This window comes from Mycobacterium venezuelense (genome assembly GCF_054919535.1).
In genome coordinates, this window is sequence record NZ_JBONDW010000005.1 from 159,990 (window position 1) to 175,978 (window position 15,989).

The following is a 15,989-nucleotide window of genomic DNA, read 5'->3' on the forward strand; positions in this document are numbered from 1 at the left end:
ATCCGGCCATCACCGGGGAGCCTTCGGAAGAACAGCCGCGGCGGGTCTCGTACCTTCCGGCCAAGTAGAACCGAACGGGTGGGCCCGTCATCGCCTGACAGTTGAGCGGCGCGCATTCTGCGCGCAAGCGGGGTGGTACCGCGGCGCTCGCGCACCGGCGCGACGTCGTCCCCGTGCCGAACATCAGGCACAGGAGACGAAGCAGTGACCGCCTATCCCAAGCCGGCCGCACCGAACTTCCCCGAGCGGGAGCTCGAGGTGCTCGACTACTGGGCCCGCGACGACACCTTCCGCGCGAGTGTCGAGCGGCGAGACGGCGCCGAGGAGTACGTCTTCTACGACGGACCGCCGTTCGCCAACGGCCTGCCTCACTACGGCCACCTGCTGACCGGCTACGTCAAGGACATCGTGCCGCGCTACCGCACCATGCGCGGTTACAAGGTGGAGCGGCGATTCGGTTGGGACACGCATGGGCTGCCCGCCGAGCTTGAGGTGCAGCGCCAGCTCGGCATCACCGACAAAGCCCAGATCGAAGAGATGGGTATCGAGAAGTTCAACGACGCGTGTCGTGCATCGGTACTCAAGTACACGAACGAATGGCGGGCCTACGTCACGCGGCAGGCCCGCTGGGTGGACTTCGACAACGACTACAAGACCCTCGACCCGTCGTTCATGGAATCGGTCATCTGGGCCTTCAAGCAGTTGTGGGACAAGGGTCTGGCGTATGAGGGCAACCGCGTCCTGCCGTACTGCTGGAACGACGAGACCCCGCTGTCCAGCCACGAGCTCCGCATGGACGACGACGTTTACCAGAGCCGCCAGGATCCGGCGCTCACGGTCGGCTTCCGGGTTCAGGACGGCGAGCTGGCCGGTTCCTACCTGTTGATCTGGACGACGACACCGTGGACGTTGCCGTCGAACCAGGCTGTCGCCGTCAACCCCGACGTGACGTATGTGCAGGTCGAGGGAGCTGACGGGCGGCGCTACGTGCTAGCGCAGGCCCGGCTCGCGGCGTATGCCAGGGAGCTGGGGGAGGACCCCCGTGTTGTGGCCACCTTTACCGGCCGTGAGCTGCTCGGCACGCGCTATCTGCCGCCGTTTCCGTACTTCATGGGTTCCCCCAACGCTTTTCAGGTGTTGCCCGCCGAATTCGTCAGCACCGAGGACGGCACGGGAATCGTCCACATGTCGCCGGCATACGGCGAGGACGACAAGGCCACCGCGGATGCCGCCGACATCGTGGCCGTCACTCCGGTCGACTCCAAGGGCCGCTTCGACGAGACCGTGCCGGACTATGCGGGACAGCACGTGTTCGAAGCGAACCCACAGATCATCCGCGACCTCAAGAACGGCGACGGTTCGGCAGGCGTCAACGGTGCGGTGCTGCTGCGCCACGAGACCTACGAACACTCCTACCCGCACTGCTGGCGGTGCCGGAATCCGTTGATCTACCGCGCCGTATCGTCGTGGTTCGTCAGGGTGACCGAGTTCCGGGACCGGATGGTCGAGCTCAACCAGCAGATCACCTGGTATCCCGAACATGTCAAGGACGGGCAGTTCGGCAAGTGGCTGCAGGGCGCCAGGGATTGGTCGATCTCGCGAAACCGATACTGGGGCACTCCGATTCCGGTGTGGAAGTCCGACGATCCGGCCTATCCGCGGATCGATGTGTACGGCAGCCTCGACGAACTCGAACGCGATTTCGGAGTCCGGCCGGCGAACCTGCACCGGCCGTACATCGACGAGCTCACTCGCCCCAATCCCGATGACCCCACCGGGAAATCGACCATGCGCCGTATCGAGGACGTGCTCGATGTGTGGTTCGACTCCGGTTCGATGCCTTACGCACAGGTCCATTACCCGTTCGAGAACCAGAAGTGGTTCGACGGCGATGCGGCAGGCGCCGACGCGCACTTCCCCGGGGACTTCATCGTCGAGTACATCGGCCAGACGCGCGGCTGGTTCTACACCCTGCACGTGCTGGCGACGGCGCTGTTCGACAAGCCCGCCTTCAAAACCTGTGTGTCGCACGGCATCGTGCTTGGCAACGACGGCCAGAAGATGAGCAAGTCGCTGCGCAACTACCCCGACGTCAGCGAGGTGTTCGATCGCGACGGGTCCGACGCCATGCGGTGGTTCCTGATGGCCTCACCGATCCTGCGCGGCGGCAACCTCATCGTGACCGAGCAGGGCATTCGTGAGGGTGTCCGCCAGGTTCTGCTGCCGCTGTGGAACGCATACAGCTTCCTGGCGCTCTACGCGCCCGAAAAAGGCAACTGGCGCACGGATTCGGCGAATGTGCTGGATCGCTACATCCTGGCCAAGCTCGCACAGTTGCGCGATGACCTCACCGCCGCGCTTGATGTCTGCGACATCTCCGGGGCCTGCGACGAGTTGCGGCAGTTCACCGAAGCGCTGACGAACTGGTATGTGCGCCGGTCTCGTTCGCGGTTCTGGGAAGAGGATGCCGATGCCATCGACACGCTGCACACGGTTCTCGAGGTGACCTGCCGGCTGGCTGCGCCGCTGCTGCCGCTCGCGACCGAGGTCATCTGGCGTGGCCTGACCGGTGAGCGCTCGGTGCACCTGACCGACTGGCCCGAGGCCGACGTGCTGCCCAAGGACCCGGACCTGGTAGCGGCGATGGACCAGGTGCGCGAGGTGTGCTCGGTGGGTTCATCGCTGCGCAAGGCCAAGAAGCTCCGGGTGCGGCTGCCACTGCCCAAACTGACTGTGGCGGTGGATAATCCAGACAGCCTGGCGCCGTTCGCCGATCTGATCGCCGATGAGCTCAACGTCAAGCAGGTCGACTTGACGGACGACGTCCCGGCTTACGGACGGTTCGACTTGGCGGTGAATGCGCGCGTCGCCGGGCCGCGTATCGGCAAGGACGTCCAGGCGGCGATCAAAGCCGTCAAGGCGGGCGAGGGCGTGGTCAACGCCGACGGCACGCTGACGGCCGGCCCGGTGGTACTGCAGCCCGAGGAATACACCTCGAAGCTGGTTGCGGCCGACCCGGAGTGGACGGCGGCGCTGCCCGACGGTACGGGCCTGGTGGTGCTGGACGGCACCGTGACCGAGGAACTGGAGGCCGAGGGCTGGGCGAAGGACCGGATCCGCGAACTGCAGGAGCTGCGCAAGTCGACGGGGCTGGAGGTTTCGGACCGGATCGCCGTCCAGATGTCGGTGCCGGCGGACTACGAGGCCTGGGCGCGTACGCACCGCGACCTCATCGCGGGTGAAATCCTTGCCACGACCTTCGAATTCACCGATATCGCCGACGGGGCCGAGATCGGGGACGGCGTACGGGTCGAGATCGCCAAGGCGTGATCCCGGCCGCGTCAGCCCCGGGTGACGCGCGCCGACCGAGTTCCCAGTGACACCGTGTCGCCCGGGCGAAGCTGGCGGCCGCGCCGTAGCTCCACTTCACCGTTCACTGTGACGGAGCCATCGTTGATCGCGGCCTTGGCGTCGGCGCCGCTGTCGATCAGCGCGGCGAGTTTGAGGAACTGCCCCAGCCGAATCGACTCGTCGGTGATCGGCACGTCATCCGGTTCCATGCTGGTCAGGCTAACGCCTTAGCATCGGCTGTTATGGACGGCGGCGCATTCCGGGCTGCGAGCGGGCGCTGGGTCCTGCACCTGGACATGGACGCGTTCTTCGCATCGGTCGAGCAGCTGACCCGGCCGACACTGCGGGGCAGGCCCGTACTGGTCGGCGGTTTGGGTGGTCGCGGCGTGGTGGCCGGGGCCAGCTACGAGGCCCGCCGCTATGGTGCGCGTTCGGCGATGCCGATGCACCAGGCGCGCAGGCTCGTCGGTGCCCCAGCCGTCGTGCTCCCGCCCCGCGGCGCGGTCTACGGCGTGGCCAGCCGCCGGGCCCTCGACACCGTGCGGGGCGTCGTCCCGGTGCTCGAACAACTCTCGTTCGACGAAGCGTTCGGGGAACCGGCCGAATTGGCCGGCGCCGACGCCGCCGATGTCGAGGCGTTCTGCCAGCATCTGCGCGCCAAGGTGCTGAAGGAGACCGGGCTGGTGGCCTCGGTGGGAGCCGGTTCGGGCAAACAGATCGCCAAGATCGCATCGGGGCTGGCCAAGCCCGACGGTATCCGCGTGGTCAGCCGCGACGAAGAGGCGCTGCTGCTCGAGGGACTTCCGGTGCGCCGGCTGTGGGGGATCGGCCCGGTCGCCGAGGAGAAACTGCACCGGCTGGGTATCGAGACGGTTGGCGCGTTCGCTGCGCTGTCGGACACCGAAGCGGCCAGCGTGCTCGGCACGACGATCGGCCCGGCACTGCACCGGCTGGCTCGCGGCATCGACGACCGCCCGGTGGCAGAACGGGCCGAGGCCAAGCAGATCAGTGCGGAATCGACATTCGCAGAAGACCTCACGACGCTGGCTCAACTGCAGGACGCCATCGGCCCGATCGGCGAGCACGCGCACCGTCGCCTGGAAAAGGACGGCCGCGGCGCGCGCACGGTGACCGTGAAGCTGAAGAAATCCGACATGAGCACCCTGACGCGCTCGGCCACCTTGGCGTACGCGACCACCGAGCCGGCCACGCTCATCGGGACGGCTCGCCGGCTGCTGCTCGATCCCGTGGAGATCGGCCCGATACGCCTTGTCGGCGTTGGCTTTTCGGGGCTGACCGACGCGAGGCAGGAATCGTTGTTCCCGGATCTGGAGCAGCCCGAGGAGCTATCGGATCATCAGCTCACGTATTCGCCCGAGGTTGCCGCTCCGGCCGCGCAGCCCACCGCCGCGTGGCGCATCGGTGATGACGTCGTACACCCCGACCACGGGCATGGCTGGATCCAGGGCGCCGGGCACGGCGTGATGACGGTGCGGTTCGAGACGCGCGCGTCAGGGCCTGGTCCGGCACGCACCTTCCCCGAGGACACGCCAGGGTTCCGCCGCGCCAATCCGCTCGACAGCCTGGACTGGGCCGACTACCTCAGCGGGCTCGCCGATCACCAGAGCACGCCGTAGCCGGCCGACAGGATGAAGCCGTGGCGGCCGTAGGTCTTGCACGTCACCGTGCCTTGATAGCCCACGCCGCAACTGGCGCCCCAGTTCTCCAGCCGGTGGCCCTCCGGCAACACGTCGACATCGCGGGTGAACGACGGATGGTCCGAAAACCGGTATGTCGCAGCCACTCCGCTGCTGACCGTGGTCTGGTTCATGCCGGGCGGCGCGTCGATCGGTACCGCGTCACATCCGACCGGGCCCCCGTTGGGCCCGATTCCGCAGGCACGCCCGTCCGGCGTCTTGAAGAACACGCCGTAGAAGTCGGTGGGCGAGTTGTAGTGCCCTTGTGCGACGGGATAGCGGTCGATGTCGTCGGCGCCGAGCGGCGGCTCGGCCGTGGCGGTCGGCGCCGCGCCAAGCGCCATCAGGCCGGTCGCGGCGATTGCCGTGAAGTGGCGCATAGCTTCCATTCAACCGGCGACGTCAACCCCGCGGCCGCGATGTCAGTGGCACCGACTACCAGAGCACACCCGACGTGGGGTTCAGGGAGAAGCCATGCCGGCCTGAGGTTTTGCAGGTCACCGTGACGTCGTCGACGACGCCGCAGCTGGCCCCCCAGCTCTCCAGCCGGTAGCCCACGGGCAGCACGTCGACGTCGCGCGTGAACGACGCGGTCCCCGTATACCGGTAGGAGGCCGGTGCGCCGCTCTCCACGAACGTCTGGTTGGTGCCCGCCGGAGCGTCGCCGGGCACCGCGTCGCAGCCGACCGGTCCCCGGTTCGGGCGGATGCCGCAGAAGCGGCCGTCCGGGGTCCGGAAGAACAGTCCGTAGAAGTCAGGGGGCGAGCTGTAGTTGCCCGTCGCGATCGGAAAGCCGTCGATTTCTTGGACGCCGGGTGGCGTTGGGAGAGCCTGCGCGCTTGGAAGCGGTCCGAGCACCGATAAGCCGACGGCAACCGCCGCGGCAATGGCAATGTGGAAACGCACGTTCCCTATTTAACCGGGGCCGTCAACCCCAAGCCGCGACGACCTCGGCGGCCGGCCGGCCGGACGCCAGTGCCGCCATCAGCAGAACGCGCGCCTGCGCGGGGCGCAGCCCGCGCATCACCATCGCCCCGGCGTCGACCAGTTGCCTGCCGGGCCCGTAATCGGGGCTCACCGGGCCGTTGGGCACGCGGGTGGAGACCGCGACGAGCACGCCGTCTCGACAAAGCCGGCGAACCCCGTCGATCACCGACGCGCCGGCATTGCCCGAGCCCATCGCCTCGAGCACCACGGCGCGTGCTCCGGCCGCCGCGCATGCGTCCAGTGCGGCGGTGTCAGCGCCGGGGTAGGTGGCGACGATGTCGACCCGTGGCGCATCCGCGGCAGACAGCTCGCCAAGAAATGGGCGAAGCTTCTTCCCGGCGAGCTCGAACAACCCGCCGTCGACGGTGCCCAGGCTGCTGCCGGTGAACCCGGCGAGGTCGCTCGTGGATTGCTTGCGCAGACCCAGCGGCTGCCACACCGCGCCGGCAAAGCTCACCACCACGCCGAGACCGCGCGCCTGCGGACTGGACGCGACCACAAGGGCGTCGCGCAGATTGGCCGGGCCGTCGCTGTCCGTAGCGTCCGAGCCGCGCTGGGCGCCGGTGAGCACCACGGGCACGCTGCCGGCATAGGTCAGCTCCAGCCACAGCGCGGTTTCTTCCATGGTGTCGGTGCCGTGGGTCACCACGACGCCGTCCGCCGACTCGGCGGCCGTCGCGACGGCGGTGCGGATGCTGTCCCACTCGGCCGGTCCCAACGACGCGCTGTCGACCGCCATCAGGTCGATCACCTGCACGTTGCCCGCGCTCGCCAGGCCCGCCACGAGGTCGGCGCCGCTTCGCGTCGGACGCCGCACGCCGGCGTTGTCGGTGCTGGTCGCTATGGTGCCGCCAGTGGTGATCACGACGATGTCAGCAGCGCGGGTCACGCTCGTGATTGTTCCGCACCGGCACTTTGGGATGATGGGGGAGTGACTGATGAAACGTCAGGGCCGGCGGAGCCGGTGACCGACGCACCCGGGGATGCAGAATCCCCTGCACCGCCCAGGCGTCGGCTACGCCTGCTGCTCACGGTCGCCGGAGTGGTGTTGTTCCTCGACGTCGTGACCAAGGTGCTCGCGGTGCGCCTCCTGACGCCCGGCCAACCGGTGTCGATCATCGGAGACACCGTGACCTGGACCCTGGTGCGCAACTCGGGGGCAGCGTTCTCGATGGCGACCGGTTACACGTGGGTTTTGACCCTGATCGCGACGGGCGTGGTGATCGGCATCGTCTGGATGGGGCGCCGGCTTGTGTCGCCGTGGTGGGCGATCGGGCTCGGCATGATCCTGGGCGGCGCGACAGGCAATCTGGTCGACCGGTTCTTCCGGTCGCCCGGCCCGCTGCGTGGCCACGTCGTCGATTTCTTCTCGGTCGGTTGGTGGCCGGTGTTCAACGTGGCCGACCCATCCGTGGTGGGCGGCGCGATCCTGCTGGTGGCGCTGTCGCTGTTCGGGTTCGATTTCGACACCGTCGGCCGCAGGCGGCCGGATACGCCATCGGGTGAAGACGCACGAGCGGCGGATGCCCCCGCGAAGCCTGCCGGTGAGGTGACCCAGTCCGACGAATCGAGCGCGGTCGGCCGCCAGGCCGAGCCCTCATAGTGGCCACCCGGTCGATGCCGGTCCCCGAAGGGCTGGCGGGAATGCGGGTCGACGCCGGATTGGCAAGGCTGCTCGGATTGTCCCGAACCGTCGCCGCGACGCTCGCCGAAGAAGGCGGGGTCGATATCGACGGCGCACCGGCCGGTAAATCGGACAAGCTCGTTGCCGGGGCCTGGCTCGAGGTACGGCTACCGGAAGCGCCGGCCCCCGTGGAGAACACTCCGGTCGACATCGAAGGCATGGAGATTCTGTACTCCGACGCCGACATCGTCGCGGTCGACAAGCCGCCGGGGGTCGCCGCGCATGCAACGGTCGGCTGGCACGGCCCGACCGTGCTGGGCGGGTTGGCGGCTGCCGGCTTTCGCATCAGTACGTCGGGAATCCACGAGCGCCAAGGCATCGTGCACCGGCTCGACGTCGGCACTTCGGGTGTCATGGTCGTCGCGTTGTCGGAGCGCGCCTACACCGTGCTCAAGCGCGCGTTCAAGCAGCGAACGGTGGAAAAGCGCTACCACGCGCTGGTGCAGGGCCACCCCGATCCGTCGAGCGGGACCATCGACGCACCCATTGGCCGTCACCGCGGCCACGACTGGAAGTTCGCGGTCGTCGAGGGCGGTAGGCACAGCGTCACCCACTACGACACGCTCGAAGCGTTCCAGGCCGCGAGCCTGCTCGACATCGAACTGGAGACCGGGCGCACCCATCAGATTCGCGTGCACTTCGCCGCGCTGCACCACCCGTGTTGCGGTGACATCACCTACGGGGCCGACCCGACGCTCGCGAAAAAGCTTGGGCTCGAACGACAGTGGCTGCACGCCCGGTCGCTGGCGTTTGCCCATCCCGCGGACGGTCGCAGAATCGAGATCACGAGCCCGTACCCTGCTGACCTCCAGGCCGCGCTCGACAAACTACGCAACCACCAGCTGTGAGCGACAGGCGGCGGTCCGGACTCCTGTTCGGCACGGGTGCCTATACCTGGTGGGGCCTGTGCCCGGGATTCTTCGTGCTGCTTCTTCCCGCCGGGCCGCTGGAGATTCTGGCGCACCGCATCGTGTGGAGTGCGGTGTTCCTGTTCCTGGTCGTCATCGTGGCCCGACGCGTCGGCGATCTGCTTCGGCTCGGGGCGAAGACGTGGTTGCAGCTGGCGCTCGCGGCGGCGCTGGTATCGGTGAACTGGGGCGTCTACATCTACGCCGTCACCCACGCGCACGTGGTGGACGCCGCGCTCGGGTATTTCATCAACCCCTTGCTCAGCGTCGCGCTGGGTGTGCTCGTGTTCCGGGAGCGGATCAGCCGCTGGCAGTTCGCCGCGCTGCTGCTGGCTGTCGCGGCCGTCGTGCTGCTCACGGTTGAAGTCGGCGCGCCGCCCTACATTGCGTTCGCGTTGGCGTTGAGCTGGGCTTTCTACGGTCTGGTCAAGAAGGTGGTGACCGCCGACCCCCGGGTCTCCGTGGCGGTCGAGACGCTGATCGCGCTGCCGATCGCCGGCGGCTACCTGATTGCGCTGCAGGTTCTCGACCAGGCGAACTTCGTCAACCACGGCACCGGGCATGCCTTACTCCTGCTGTTGGCGGGGCCGGTCACGGCGATTCCGCTGTTGCTGTTCGCAGCGGCGGCACAGCGACTGCCATTGGTCACGCTCGGTCTGTTGTTCTATCTCAATCCGGCGCTGCAGATGGCCTGGGGCGTGCTGATCGGGCACGAGCCCATGCCGGTGGGCCGGTGGATCGGTTTCGCGCTGATCTGGCTCGCGTTGGCGATCATGGCGGTGGAGGCCTTGACCCGAAGGTCGCGGAAATCCGAAGAATTCGCGTCCGAAAGTGTCGATCGTGTGGAGCCGGAATCGTCATCACGGTGACAGGCTGACATCGACGACATCGGGAGGACACCGTGCACTACTGCCTGCTCATGCATTACCAGGAGGGCCAGGAGATCGGCCTGACCGAGGAGGACATGGCAGCCGGCCGGGCCGCGTTCGACCGATATGCCGCCGATCTCGACGAGGCGGGCGTGTTGGTCGGCACACACGTACTCCAATCCGCCTCGGCGACAACGACATACAGCGCACAAACGGGAACACCCGAGATCCAGGACGGCCCCTTCGCCGACACCAGGGAAAAGCTGGGTGGGGTGTTCGTCCTCGATGTGCCCGACCTTGACGCCGCGCTGGCGTGGGCGAGGCGCTGCCCGGCCGCGCAATGGGGTTCGGTCGAGGTGCGTCCCGTGGCGGTGACGTACCGGAGTGGTCAGGGCTGGTACACGCCCTGAACGCTGCGGACCGGGTCGCTCGGGTCACCCGGGAGTCCTACGGGCGGCTGCTGGCCGTGCTCGCCGCACCGGGTGGCGACATCGCTGCCGCGGAGGACGCGCTTGCCGATGCACTCGAGCGGGCGTTGCAACGGTGGCCGCATGACGGTGTGCCCGACAACGCCGAAGGTTGGATCCTGACTGTCGCCCGCAACCGGCTGCGGGATCTGTGGAAATCGTCGGCCTACCGGCTCACCGGGGTGCTGCCGCAGGATCTGGCCGAGACCAGCGCCGAAGCCGCGCCCGGTAGTTATCCGGCCGACATACCCGACCGCCGGCTCGAACTCATGCTGGTGTGTGCTCACCCGGCCATCGCTCCAGACATCCGCAGCCCGTTGATGCTCCAAGTGGTTCTCGGGGTGGACGCGGCCGCGATAGCCGCCGCATTCGGCGTCGCCCCGGCGACCATGGCGCAGCGTCTGGTGCGTGCGAAGCGACGGATCCGGGACGCGGGCGTCCCGTTCGTCGTCCCCGGCCGTGCCGGCCTCGCCGAGCGGTTGCCGTCGCTACTGGAGGCGATCTACGGCGCATACGCGATCGATTGGCAGGTTGTGCCGGCCGGCGCTGCCATCGAAACGCTGTCGGCCGAGGCGTTGCATCTCGCGCTGATCCTGGCTGAACTGCTGCCGACCGAGCCCGAGGTGTTGGGGCTCGCGGCACTGCTGTGCCTGTGTGAGGCGCGGCGCCCGGCACGACGGGACGCCGGTGGCGCTTTCGTCCCGCTCGATGAACAGGACAGTGACCGATGGGACCGTGGACTGATCGATCGGGGCGAGTCGCTGTTGCGTCGCGCACACGGGCTCGGGCGGCCAGGCCGGTTCCAGTACGAGGCCGCGATCCAGTCCGCGCACTGCAGCAGACCGGTCGACCGGACTGTGCTGCGCAAACTCCACCGTGCGCTCGTTCGGATGGCGCCATCCCTCGGCGCGCGAGTGGCGTTGGCGGCGCTGGACGGCGAAATCGACGGCCCCGAGGCGGGTCTGCGTGCTCTTGACGGGATAACCGACCGCGGAGCCGACCGATTTCAGCCGGCGTGGGCCACGCGCGCTCACCTGCTGGCTACCGCGGGGCGGGCCGTGGACGCTGCGGCGGCATACCGGCGGGCGATCGCCTTGACCGACGATCCGGAGGTGCGCGCGTACCTGTCGGGGCGACTGGCGGCGCTCGGGGGCGGTGACCGGGTCTGAGAGTCTTGCCCGGCCTGCTGTCGACGGCAGACGAGGCATAGTTTGCCAGACTCGTATTGTTGACGCGACCGTAGCTATGTCATAGCGTTTGCTCTTATGACTGAAGCTGGGGGGCTTCGGCCCAGCCGCGGACCCGGTCGGCCGGTAGGCGCGGATTCTGCGCAAACGCGGGCGAGTATCAAGCGTGCGGGCTGTCAGATCATCAACGAACGCGGTTACGCGGCCATGACCTTCCAGGAGATCGCCAAGCGCACCGGGCTGAGCCGGCCCACGTTGAACTACTACTTCGCGACGAGGGCGGCGTTGTACGACTCGCTGGTCGAGGACGCCGCCGGGGTCGTCCACCAGTGCATCGACCAGGCGAAACGGCACGCGGCACCCCTGAACAGATTGGGCGCCTTGGTCGATGCGTTGGTTGACGTATGGCATCGCGACCCGACGCTCGTCGCGTTTCTTGTCAGCGCGCGCCTGGAGGCCGGGCGCGACCCGGCCCTGCCCAACACGTCCGTGGCGGCCATCCGCGGCTTTCTCGACGAGGTGGTCGAGCAGGCGATCGCCCGGGACGAACTGCCGCCTCGCACGCAGCCCGAACCGATAGCCGAGCTTCTGCATGCGATCCTGTGGGGTGTCGGCGCGTGGGCCGGGTGCGGGACGGTGCCCAATCCGCGATTGGTAACCAAGCAACTTGATCACATGCTCGGCAGAGGGTTGCTGACGGATGCGGGCCTGGGAATCTGAACAGCCGGCAAAGACACGCGATCCGACACGCCCGAATGTGTCGGTGGGCCGCAATAGACTGGCGTGCCTATGAGCGGTTCATCTTCGCGGTCCTTCGTGCACCTGCATAACCACACCGAGTACTCCATGCTGGACGGTGCCGCGAAGATCACCCCCATGCTGGCCGAGGCGCAGCGTTTGGGCATGTCGGCGATCGGCATGACCGACCACGGAAACATGTTCGGCGCCAGCGAGTTCTACAACTCGGCGACCAAGGCGGGGATCAAGCCCATCATCGGCGTGGAGGCGTATATCGCCCCCGGTTCCCGGTTCGACACGAAGCGCGTGCAATGGGGCGATCCGAGCCAGAAGGGCGACGACGTCTCGGGTAGCGGCGCCTATACGCACATGACGATGGTTGCCGAGAATGCCACGGGTCTACGGAACCTGTTCAAGCTGTCCTCGCTGGCCTCGTTCGAGGGCCAGCTCGGCAAGTGGTCGCGCATGGATGCCGAGCTCATCGCCGAGCACTCCGCGGGCATCATCGCAACCACCGGCTGCCCGTCCGGCGAGGTGCAGACGCGGCTGCGGCTCGGTCATCGTCAGGAGGCGCTCGAGGCCGCCGCGAAGTGGCGCGACATTTTCGGCCAGGAGAACTTCTTCCTTGAGTTGATGGACCACGGCCTCGACATCGAGCGCCGGGTCCGCGAGGGCCTGCTGGAGATCGGGCAGAAGCTCGGCATTCCGCCGCTGGCGACCAATGACTGCCATTACGTGACGCGCGAGGCATCGCAGAATCACGAAGCCCTGCTGTGCATCCAGACCGGCAAGACCCTGTCGGACCCGAACCGGTTCAAGTTCGACGGTGACGGCTACTACCTGAAGTCGGCCGAGGAGATGCGGGCGCTGTGGGATTCCCAGGTGCCGGGCGCGTGCGATTCCACGGTGCTCATCGGCGAGCGGGTGCAGTCCTACGCCGATGTGTGGGAGCCGACCGACCGGATGCCGGTTTTCCCGGTCCCCGACGGTCACGATCAGGCGTCCTGGTTGACGCACGAGGTCACGGCCGGCCTGCAGCGGCGGTTCCGCGGTGACGCGGTGCCTGCCGAGTACACCGAACGCGCGGCCTACGAGATCAAGGTCATCTGCGACAAGGGCTTTCCGTCCTACTTCCTGATCGTGGCCGACCTCATCAACTACGCACGTTCGGTCGATATCCGGGTGGGGCCCGGCCGTGGATCGGCCGCCGGGTCGCTCGTCGCCTATGCACTGGGTATCACCAACATCGACCCGATCCCGCACGGCCTGCTGTTCGAGCGCTTCCTCAACCCGGAGCGGCCGTCCGCCCCCGATATCGACATCGACTTCGACGACCGCCGCCGCGGCGAAATGCTGCGCTACGCGGCCAACAAGTGGGGCAGTGATCGCGTCGCCCAGGTCATCACCTTCGGCACGATCAAAACCAAAGCGGCGCTGAAAGACTCGGCACGGGTGCACTACGGGCAGCCGGGCTTCGCGATCGCCGACCGGATCACCAAGGCCTTGCCGCCGCCCATCATGGCCAAGGACATCCCGGTGTCGGGGATCACCGATCCGAACCACGAGCGGTACAAAGAAGCCGCCGAGGTCCGGGCTCTGATCGACACCGATCCCGACGTGCGCACCATCTTCGAGACGGCGCGCGGTCTCGAAGGCCTGGTCCGCAACGCGGGTGTGCACGCGTGCGCGGTGATCATGAGCTCCGAGCCGCTCATCGACGCGATCCCGCTGTGGAAGCGGCCCCAGGACGGCGCCATCATCACCGGCTGGGACTATCCGTCGTGCGAGGCCATCGGTCTGCTCAAGATGGACTTCCTGGGCCTGCGGAACCTGACGATCATCGGTGACTGCATCGAGAACATCAAAGCCAACCGCGGCATCGATCTGGATCTCGAGACGCTGCCGTTCGACGACCCGGCCGCCTACGAACTGCTGGGCCGTGGCGACACGCTGGGCGTGTTCCAGCTCGACGGCGGCCCCATGCGGGACCTGCTGCGCCGTATGCAGCCCACCGGGTTCAACGACATCGTCGCGGTGCTTGCGCTGTACCGGCCCGGCCCGATGGGCATGAACGCCCACAATGACTACGCCGACCGCAAGAACGGCCGGCAGGCCATCAAACCGATCCACCCTGAGCTCGAGGAACCGCTCAAGGACATTCTCGCCGAGACCTACGGCCTGATCGTCTACCAAGAGCAGATCATGTTCATCGCACAGAAGGTCGCCTCCTACACGATGGGCAAGGCCGACGCGCTGCGTAAGGCCATGGGTAAGAAGAAGCTCGAGGTGCTCGAGGCCGAGTACAAGGGTTTCAAAGAAGGCATGACCGCCAACGGATTCTCCGAAGGCGCGGTGAAAGCGCTGTGGGACACCATCCTTCCGTTCGCCGGCTATGCGTTCAACAAGTCGCACGCCGCCGGCTACGGTCTGGTGTCCTACTGGACGGCGTACCTCAAGGCGAACTATCCCGCCGAGTACATGGCCGGTCTGCTCACCTCGGTCGGTGACGACAAGGACAAGGCCGCGGTCTACCTCGCCGACTGCCGCAGGCTCGGCATCACCGTGCTGCCGCCCGATGTCAATGAGTCGGTGCAGAACTTCGCCTCGGTGGGCGACGACATCCGGTTCGGGCTCGGCGCCATTCGTAACGTGGGCGCGAACGTCGTTGCGTCTCTTATCAATACGCGCACCGAAAAGGGCAAGTTCACCGACTTCTCGGACTACCTCAACAAGATCGACATCGCCGCGTGCAACAAGAAGGTCACCGAGTCGCTGATCAAGGCGGGCGCGTTCGATTCGCTCGGGCATCCGCGCAAAGGCCTGTTCCTGGTGCACACCGACGCCGTCGACTCGGTGCTCGGCACCAAAAAAGCCGAGGCGATGGGTCAGTTCGACCTGTTCGGCGGCGGGGATGGAGCGGACACCGACACTGGCTACTCGGCGTTCGCGATCAAAGTTCCCGAAGAGGAGTGGGAGGACAAGCACAAGCTGGCGCTCGAACGTGAGATGCTCGGCCTGTATGTGTCCGGGCACCCGCTCAACGGCGTCGCGCACCTGCTGGCCAACCAGGTCGACACACAGATCCCGGCCATCCTCGACGGCGACGTCGCCAATGACGCCCAGGTTCTGGTCGGCGGTATCTTGGCCTCGGTCAACCGGAGGGTCAACAAGAACGGGTTGCCGTGGGCCTCAGCGCAACTCGAAGACCTCACCGGTGGCATCGAGGTGCTGTTCTTCCCGCAGACGTACTCGTTGTTCGGCGCCGAGATCGCCGACGACGTGGTGGTTCTGGTCAAGGCGAAGGTCGCCGCGCGCGACGACCGGATCGCGCTGATCGCCCACGAGTTGGTCGTTCCGGATTTCACGAGCGCCCAGGCCGACCGGCCGCTCGCGGTGAGCCTGCCCACCCGGCAGTGCACGATCGACAAGGTGAGCGCGCTCAAACAGGTGCTGGCCAACCACCCGGGCACAGCGCAGGTGCACCTGCGGCTGATCAGTGGCGAGCGGATCACCACACTCGAGCTCGATCAGTCGCTACGCGTCACCCCGTCGTCGGCGCTGATGGGCGATCTCAAGGCGCTGTTGGGTCCGGGCTGCCTCGGTTAGGCCTCTGGTACGTCGAGGTCGATGCGGACGATCGCGCTGTCGGGCCAGACGTTCCGATCGCGGGCCCGCCGCAGTTTTTCGCCAAGCGGCAGGTCGCGGTGCACGTTGGTGATGCCGGGGATCTTCAGCACCGGCAGGATGTTCCACTGCCAGCCGTAGCGTCCGTGCAGTGCCCGGTTGCCGCGTTGGGCGTCGACACCGGTCAATACGGTGGCACGTCCGATCGCCCGCGCTGTGCCCGTCACGCGGCCCTTGTGGTCGCATGGCACCAGCTCGACGTCGGGCCGCGCCGCGATTCTCCGTGTCTTGGGCCCGATCTTGGTGCGGAACAACATCGTTCGGTCCTCGAGCACGAACCAGATCGGGGTGTCGACGGCTGTGCCGTCGCGGCGGTACGTGCGCAGGAGGGCGTAGCGGGACCGGCGCAGGGTTTCGAGCGTGCTGTCGGTGAGTGGCATGTGACCAAGTCAAGGACTTAGAGTTGACTCTAAGTCA

General features: G+C 67.2%; 14 protein-coding genes. 9 read left to right on the top strand and 5 right to left on the bottom strand.

Going from position 1 to position 15,989, the window contains the following annotated elements; all coding sequences use genetic code 11:
* Positions 1-204: 204 nt before the first annotated feature.
* Entirely contained in the window at positions 205-3,330 is a 3,126-nt protein-coding gene (ileS, locus tag ACRCUN_RS10005; RefSeq protein ID WP_462141471.1) for an isoleucine--tRNA ligase, read from the top strand.
* 11 nt (positions 3,331-3,341) lie between these two features.
* Here ileS and ACRCUN_RS10010 read toward each other — a convergent pair whose 3' ends face one another.
* Positions 3,342-3,560, bottom strand: coding sequence for an RNA-binding S4 domain-containing protein (locus tag ACRCUN_RS10010; RefSeq protein WP_462141472.1), 219 nt, complete (start codon positions 3,558-3,560; stop codon positions 3,342-3,344).
* Positions 3,561-3,593: 33 nt separating this feature from the next.
* Here ACRCUN_RS10010 and ACRCUN_RS10015 point away from each other — a divergent pair, with 33 nt between their 5' ends.
* Positions 3,594-4,988, top strand: coding sequence for a DNA polymerase IV (locus ACRCUN_RS10015; protein ID WP_462141473.1), 1,395 nt, complete (start codon positions 3,594-3,596; stop codon positions 4,986-4,988).
* Here the strand turns inward: ACRCUN_RS10015 and ACRCUN_RS10020 are convergent.
* Genes ACRCUN_RS10020 through ACRCUN_RS10030 form a run of 3 tightly spaced genes read right to left on the bottom strand, consistent with a single transcriptional unit; the run spans position 4,970 to position 6,924 of the window.
* Positions 4,970-5,428 (bottom strand): hypothetical protein, encoded by a 459-nt coding sequence (locus tag ACRCUN_RS10020; protein ID WP_462141474.1) that lies wholly within the window; start codon positions 5,426-5,428, stop codon positions 4,970-4,972. The genes ACRCUN_RS10015 and ACRCUN_RS10020 overlap by 19 nt on opposite strands.
* Positions 5,429-5,483: 55 nt before the next feature.
* Positions 5,484-5,954, bottom strand: a complete 471-nt coding sequence (locus ACRCUN_RS10025; protein ID WP_462141475.1) for a hypothetical protein — start codon at positions 5,952-5,954, stop codon at positions 5,484-5,486.
* 22 nt (positions 5,955-5,976) lie between these two features.
* On the bottom strand, positions 5,977-6,924 hold the full coding sequence (locus ACRCUN_RS10030) for an asparaginase (RefSeq protein ID WP_462141476.1): 948 nt from the start codon (positions 6,922-6,924) through the stop codon (positions 5,977-5,979).
* A 42-nt stretch (positions 6,925-6,966) separates the two neighbouring features.
* Between ACRCUN_RS10030 and lspA the strand changes: the two genes are divergently transcribed.
* The 7 genes from lspA (at position 6,967) to dnaE (ending at position 15,494) form a co-directional block, all read left to right on the top strand.
* Entirely contained in the window at positions 6,967-7,638 is a 672-nt protein-coding gene (gene lspA, locus ACRCUN_RS10035; RefSeq protein ID WP_462141477.1) for a signal peptidase II, read from the top strand.
* The gene (locus tag ACRCUN_RS10040) at positions 7,638-8,567 is read left to right on the top strand and encodes an RluA family pseudouridine synthase (RefSeq protein ID WP_462141478.1); all 930 of its coding nucleotides are present in this window, start codon (positions 7,638-7,640) and stop codon (positions 8,565-8,567) included. The genes lspA and ACRCUN_RS10040 overlap by 1 nt, the downstream gene beginning before the upstream one ends.
* Complete coding sequence (gene rarD / locus ACRCUN_RS10045) at positions 8,564-9,496, top strand: EamA family transporter RarD (RefSeq protein ID WP_462141479.1); 933 nt, start codon at positions 8,564-8,566, stop codon at positions 9,494-9,496. The genes ACRCUN_RS10040 and rarD overlap by 4 nt, the downstream gene beginning before the upstream one ends.
* A gap of 32 nt (positions 9,497-9,528) precedes the next feature.
* A complete protein-coding gene (locus ACRCUN_RS10050; protein WP_462141480.1) occupies positions 9,529-9,906 on the top strand; it encodes a YciI family protein in 378 nt (125 codons plus the stop codon).
* A gap of 47 nt (positions 9,907-9,953) precedes the next feature.
* On the top strand, positions 9,954-11,132 hold the full coding sequence (locus ACRCUN_RS10055) for an RNA polymerase sigma factor (protein ID WP_462141694.1): 1,179 nt from the start codon (positions 9,954-9,956) through the stop codon (positions 11,130-11,132).
* Between the two features lie 96 nt (positions 11,133-11,228).
* Positions 11,229-11,870: a TetR/AcrR family transcriptional regulator gene (locus ACRCUN_RS10060; RefSeq protein ID WP_462141481.1), complete on the top strand. Its 642-nt coding sequence runs from the start codon at positions 11,229-11,231 to the stop codon at positions 11,868-11,870.
* Positions 11,871-11,939: 69 nt separating this feature from the next.
* Positions 11,940-15,494: a DNA polymerase III subunit alpha gene (dnaE, locus tag ACRCUN_RS10065; RefSeq protein WP_462141482.1), complete on the top strand. Its 3,555-nt coding sequence runs from the start codon at positions 11,940-11,942 to the stop codon at positions 15,492-15,494.
* On the opposite strand, the gene ACRCUN_RS10070 is transcribed toward dnaE, so the two are convergent.
* A complete protein-coding gene (locus ACRCUN_RS10070; RefSeq protein ID WP_462141483.1) occupies positions 15,491-15,952 on the bottom strand; it encodes a PPOX class F420-dependent oxidoreductase in 462 nt (153 codons plus the stop codon). The genes dnaE and ACRCUN_RS10070 overlap by 4 nt on opposite strands.
* Between the last annotated feature and the right edge of the window lie 37 nt (positions 15,953-15,989).

Coding starts and splice junctions, on each gene's coding strand:
- ACRCUN_RS10020 (WP_462141474.1), bottom strand. CDS start 5,428: ATGCGCCACTTCACGGCAATCGCCGCGACCGGCCTGATGGCGCTTGGC.
- ACRCUN_RS10070 (WP_462141483.1), bottom strand. CDS start 15,952: ATGCCACTCACCGACAGCACGCTCGAAACCCTGCGCCGGTCCCGCTAC.
- ACRCUN_RS10010 (WP_462141472.1), bottom strand. CDS start 3,560: ATGGAACCGGATGACGTGCCGATCACCGACGAGTCGATTCGGCTGGGG.
- ACRCUN_RS10015 (WP_462141473.1), top strand. CDS start 3,594: ATGGACGGCGGCGCATTCCGGGCTGCGAGCGGGCGCTGGGTCCTGCAC.
- ACRCUN_RS10060 (WP_462141481.1), top strand. CDS start 11,229: ATGACTGAAGCTGGGGGGCTTCGGCCCAGCCGCGGACCCGGTCGGCCG.
- dnaE (WP_462141482.1), top strand. CDS start 11,940: ATGAGCGGTTCATCTTCGCGGTCCTTCGTGCACCTGCATAACCACACC.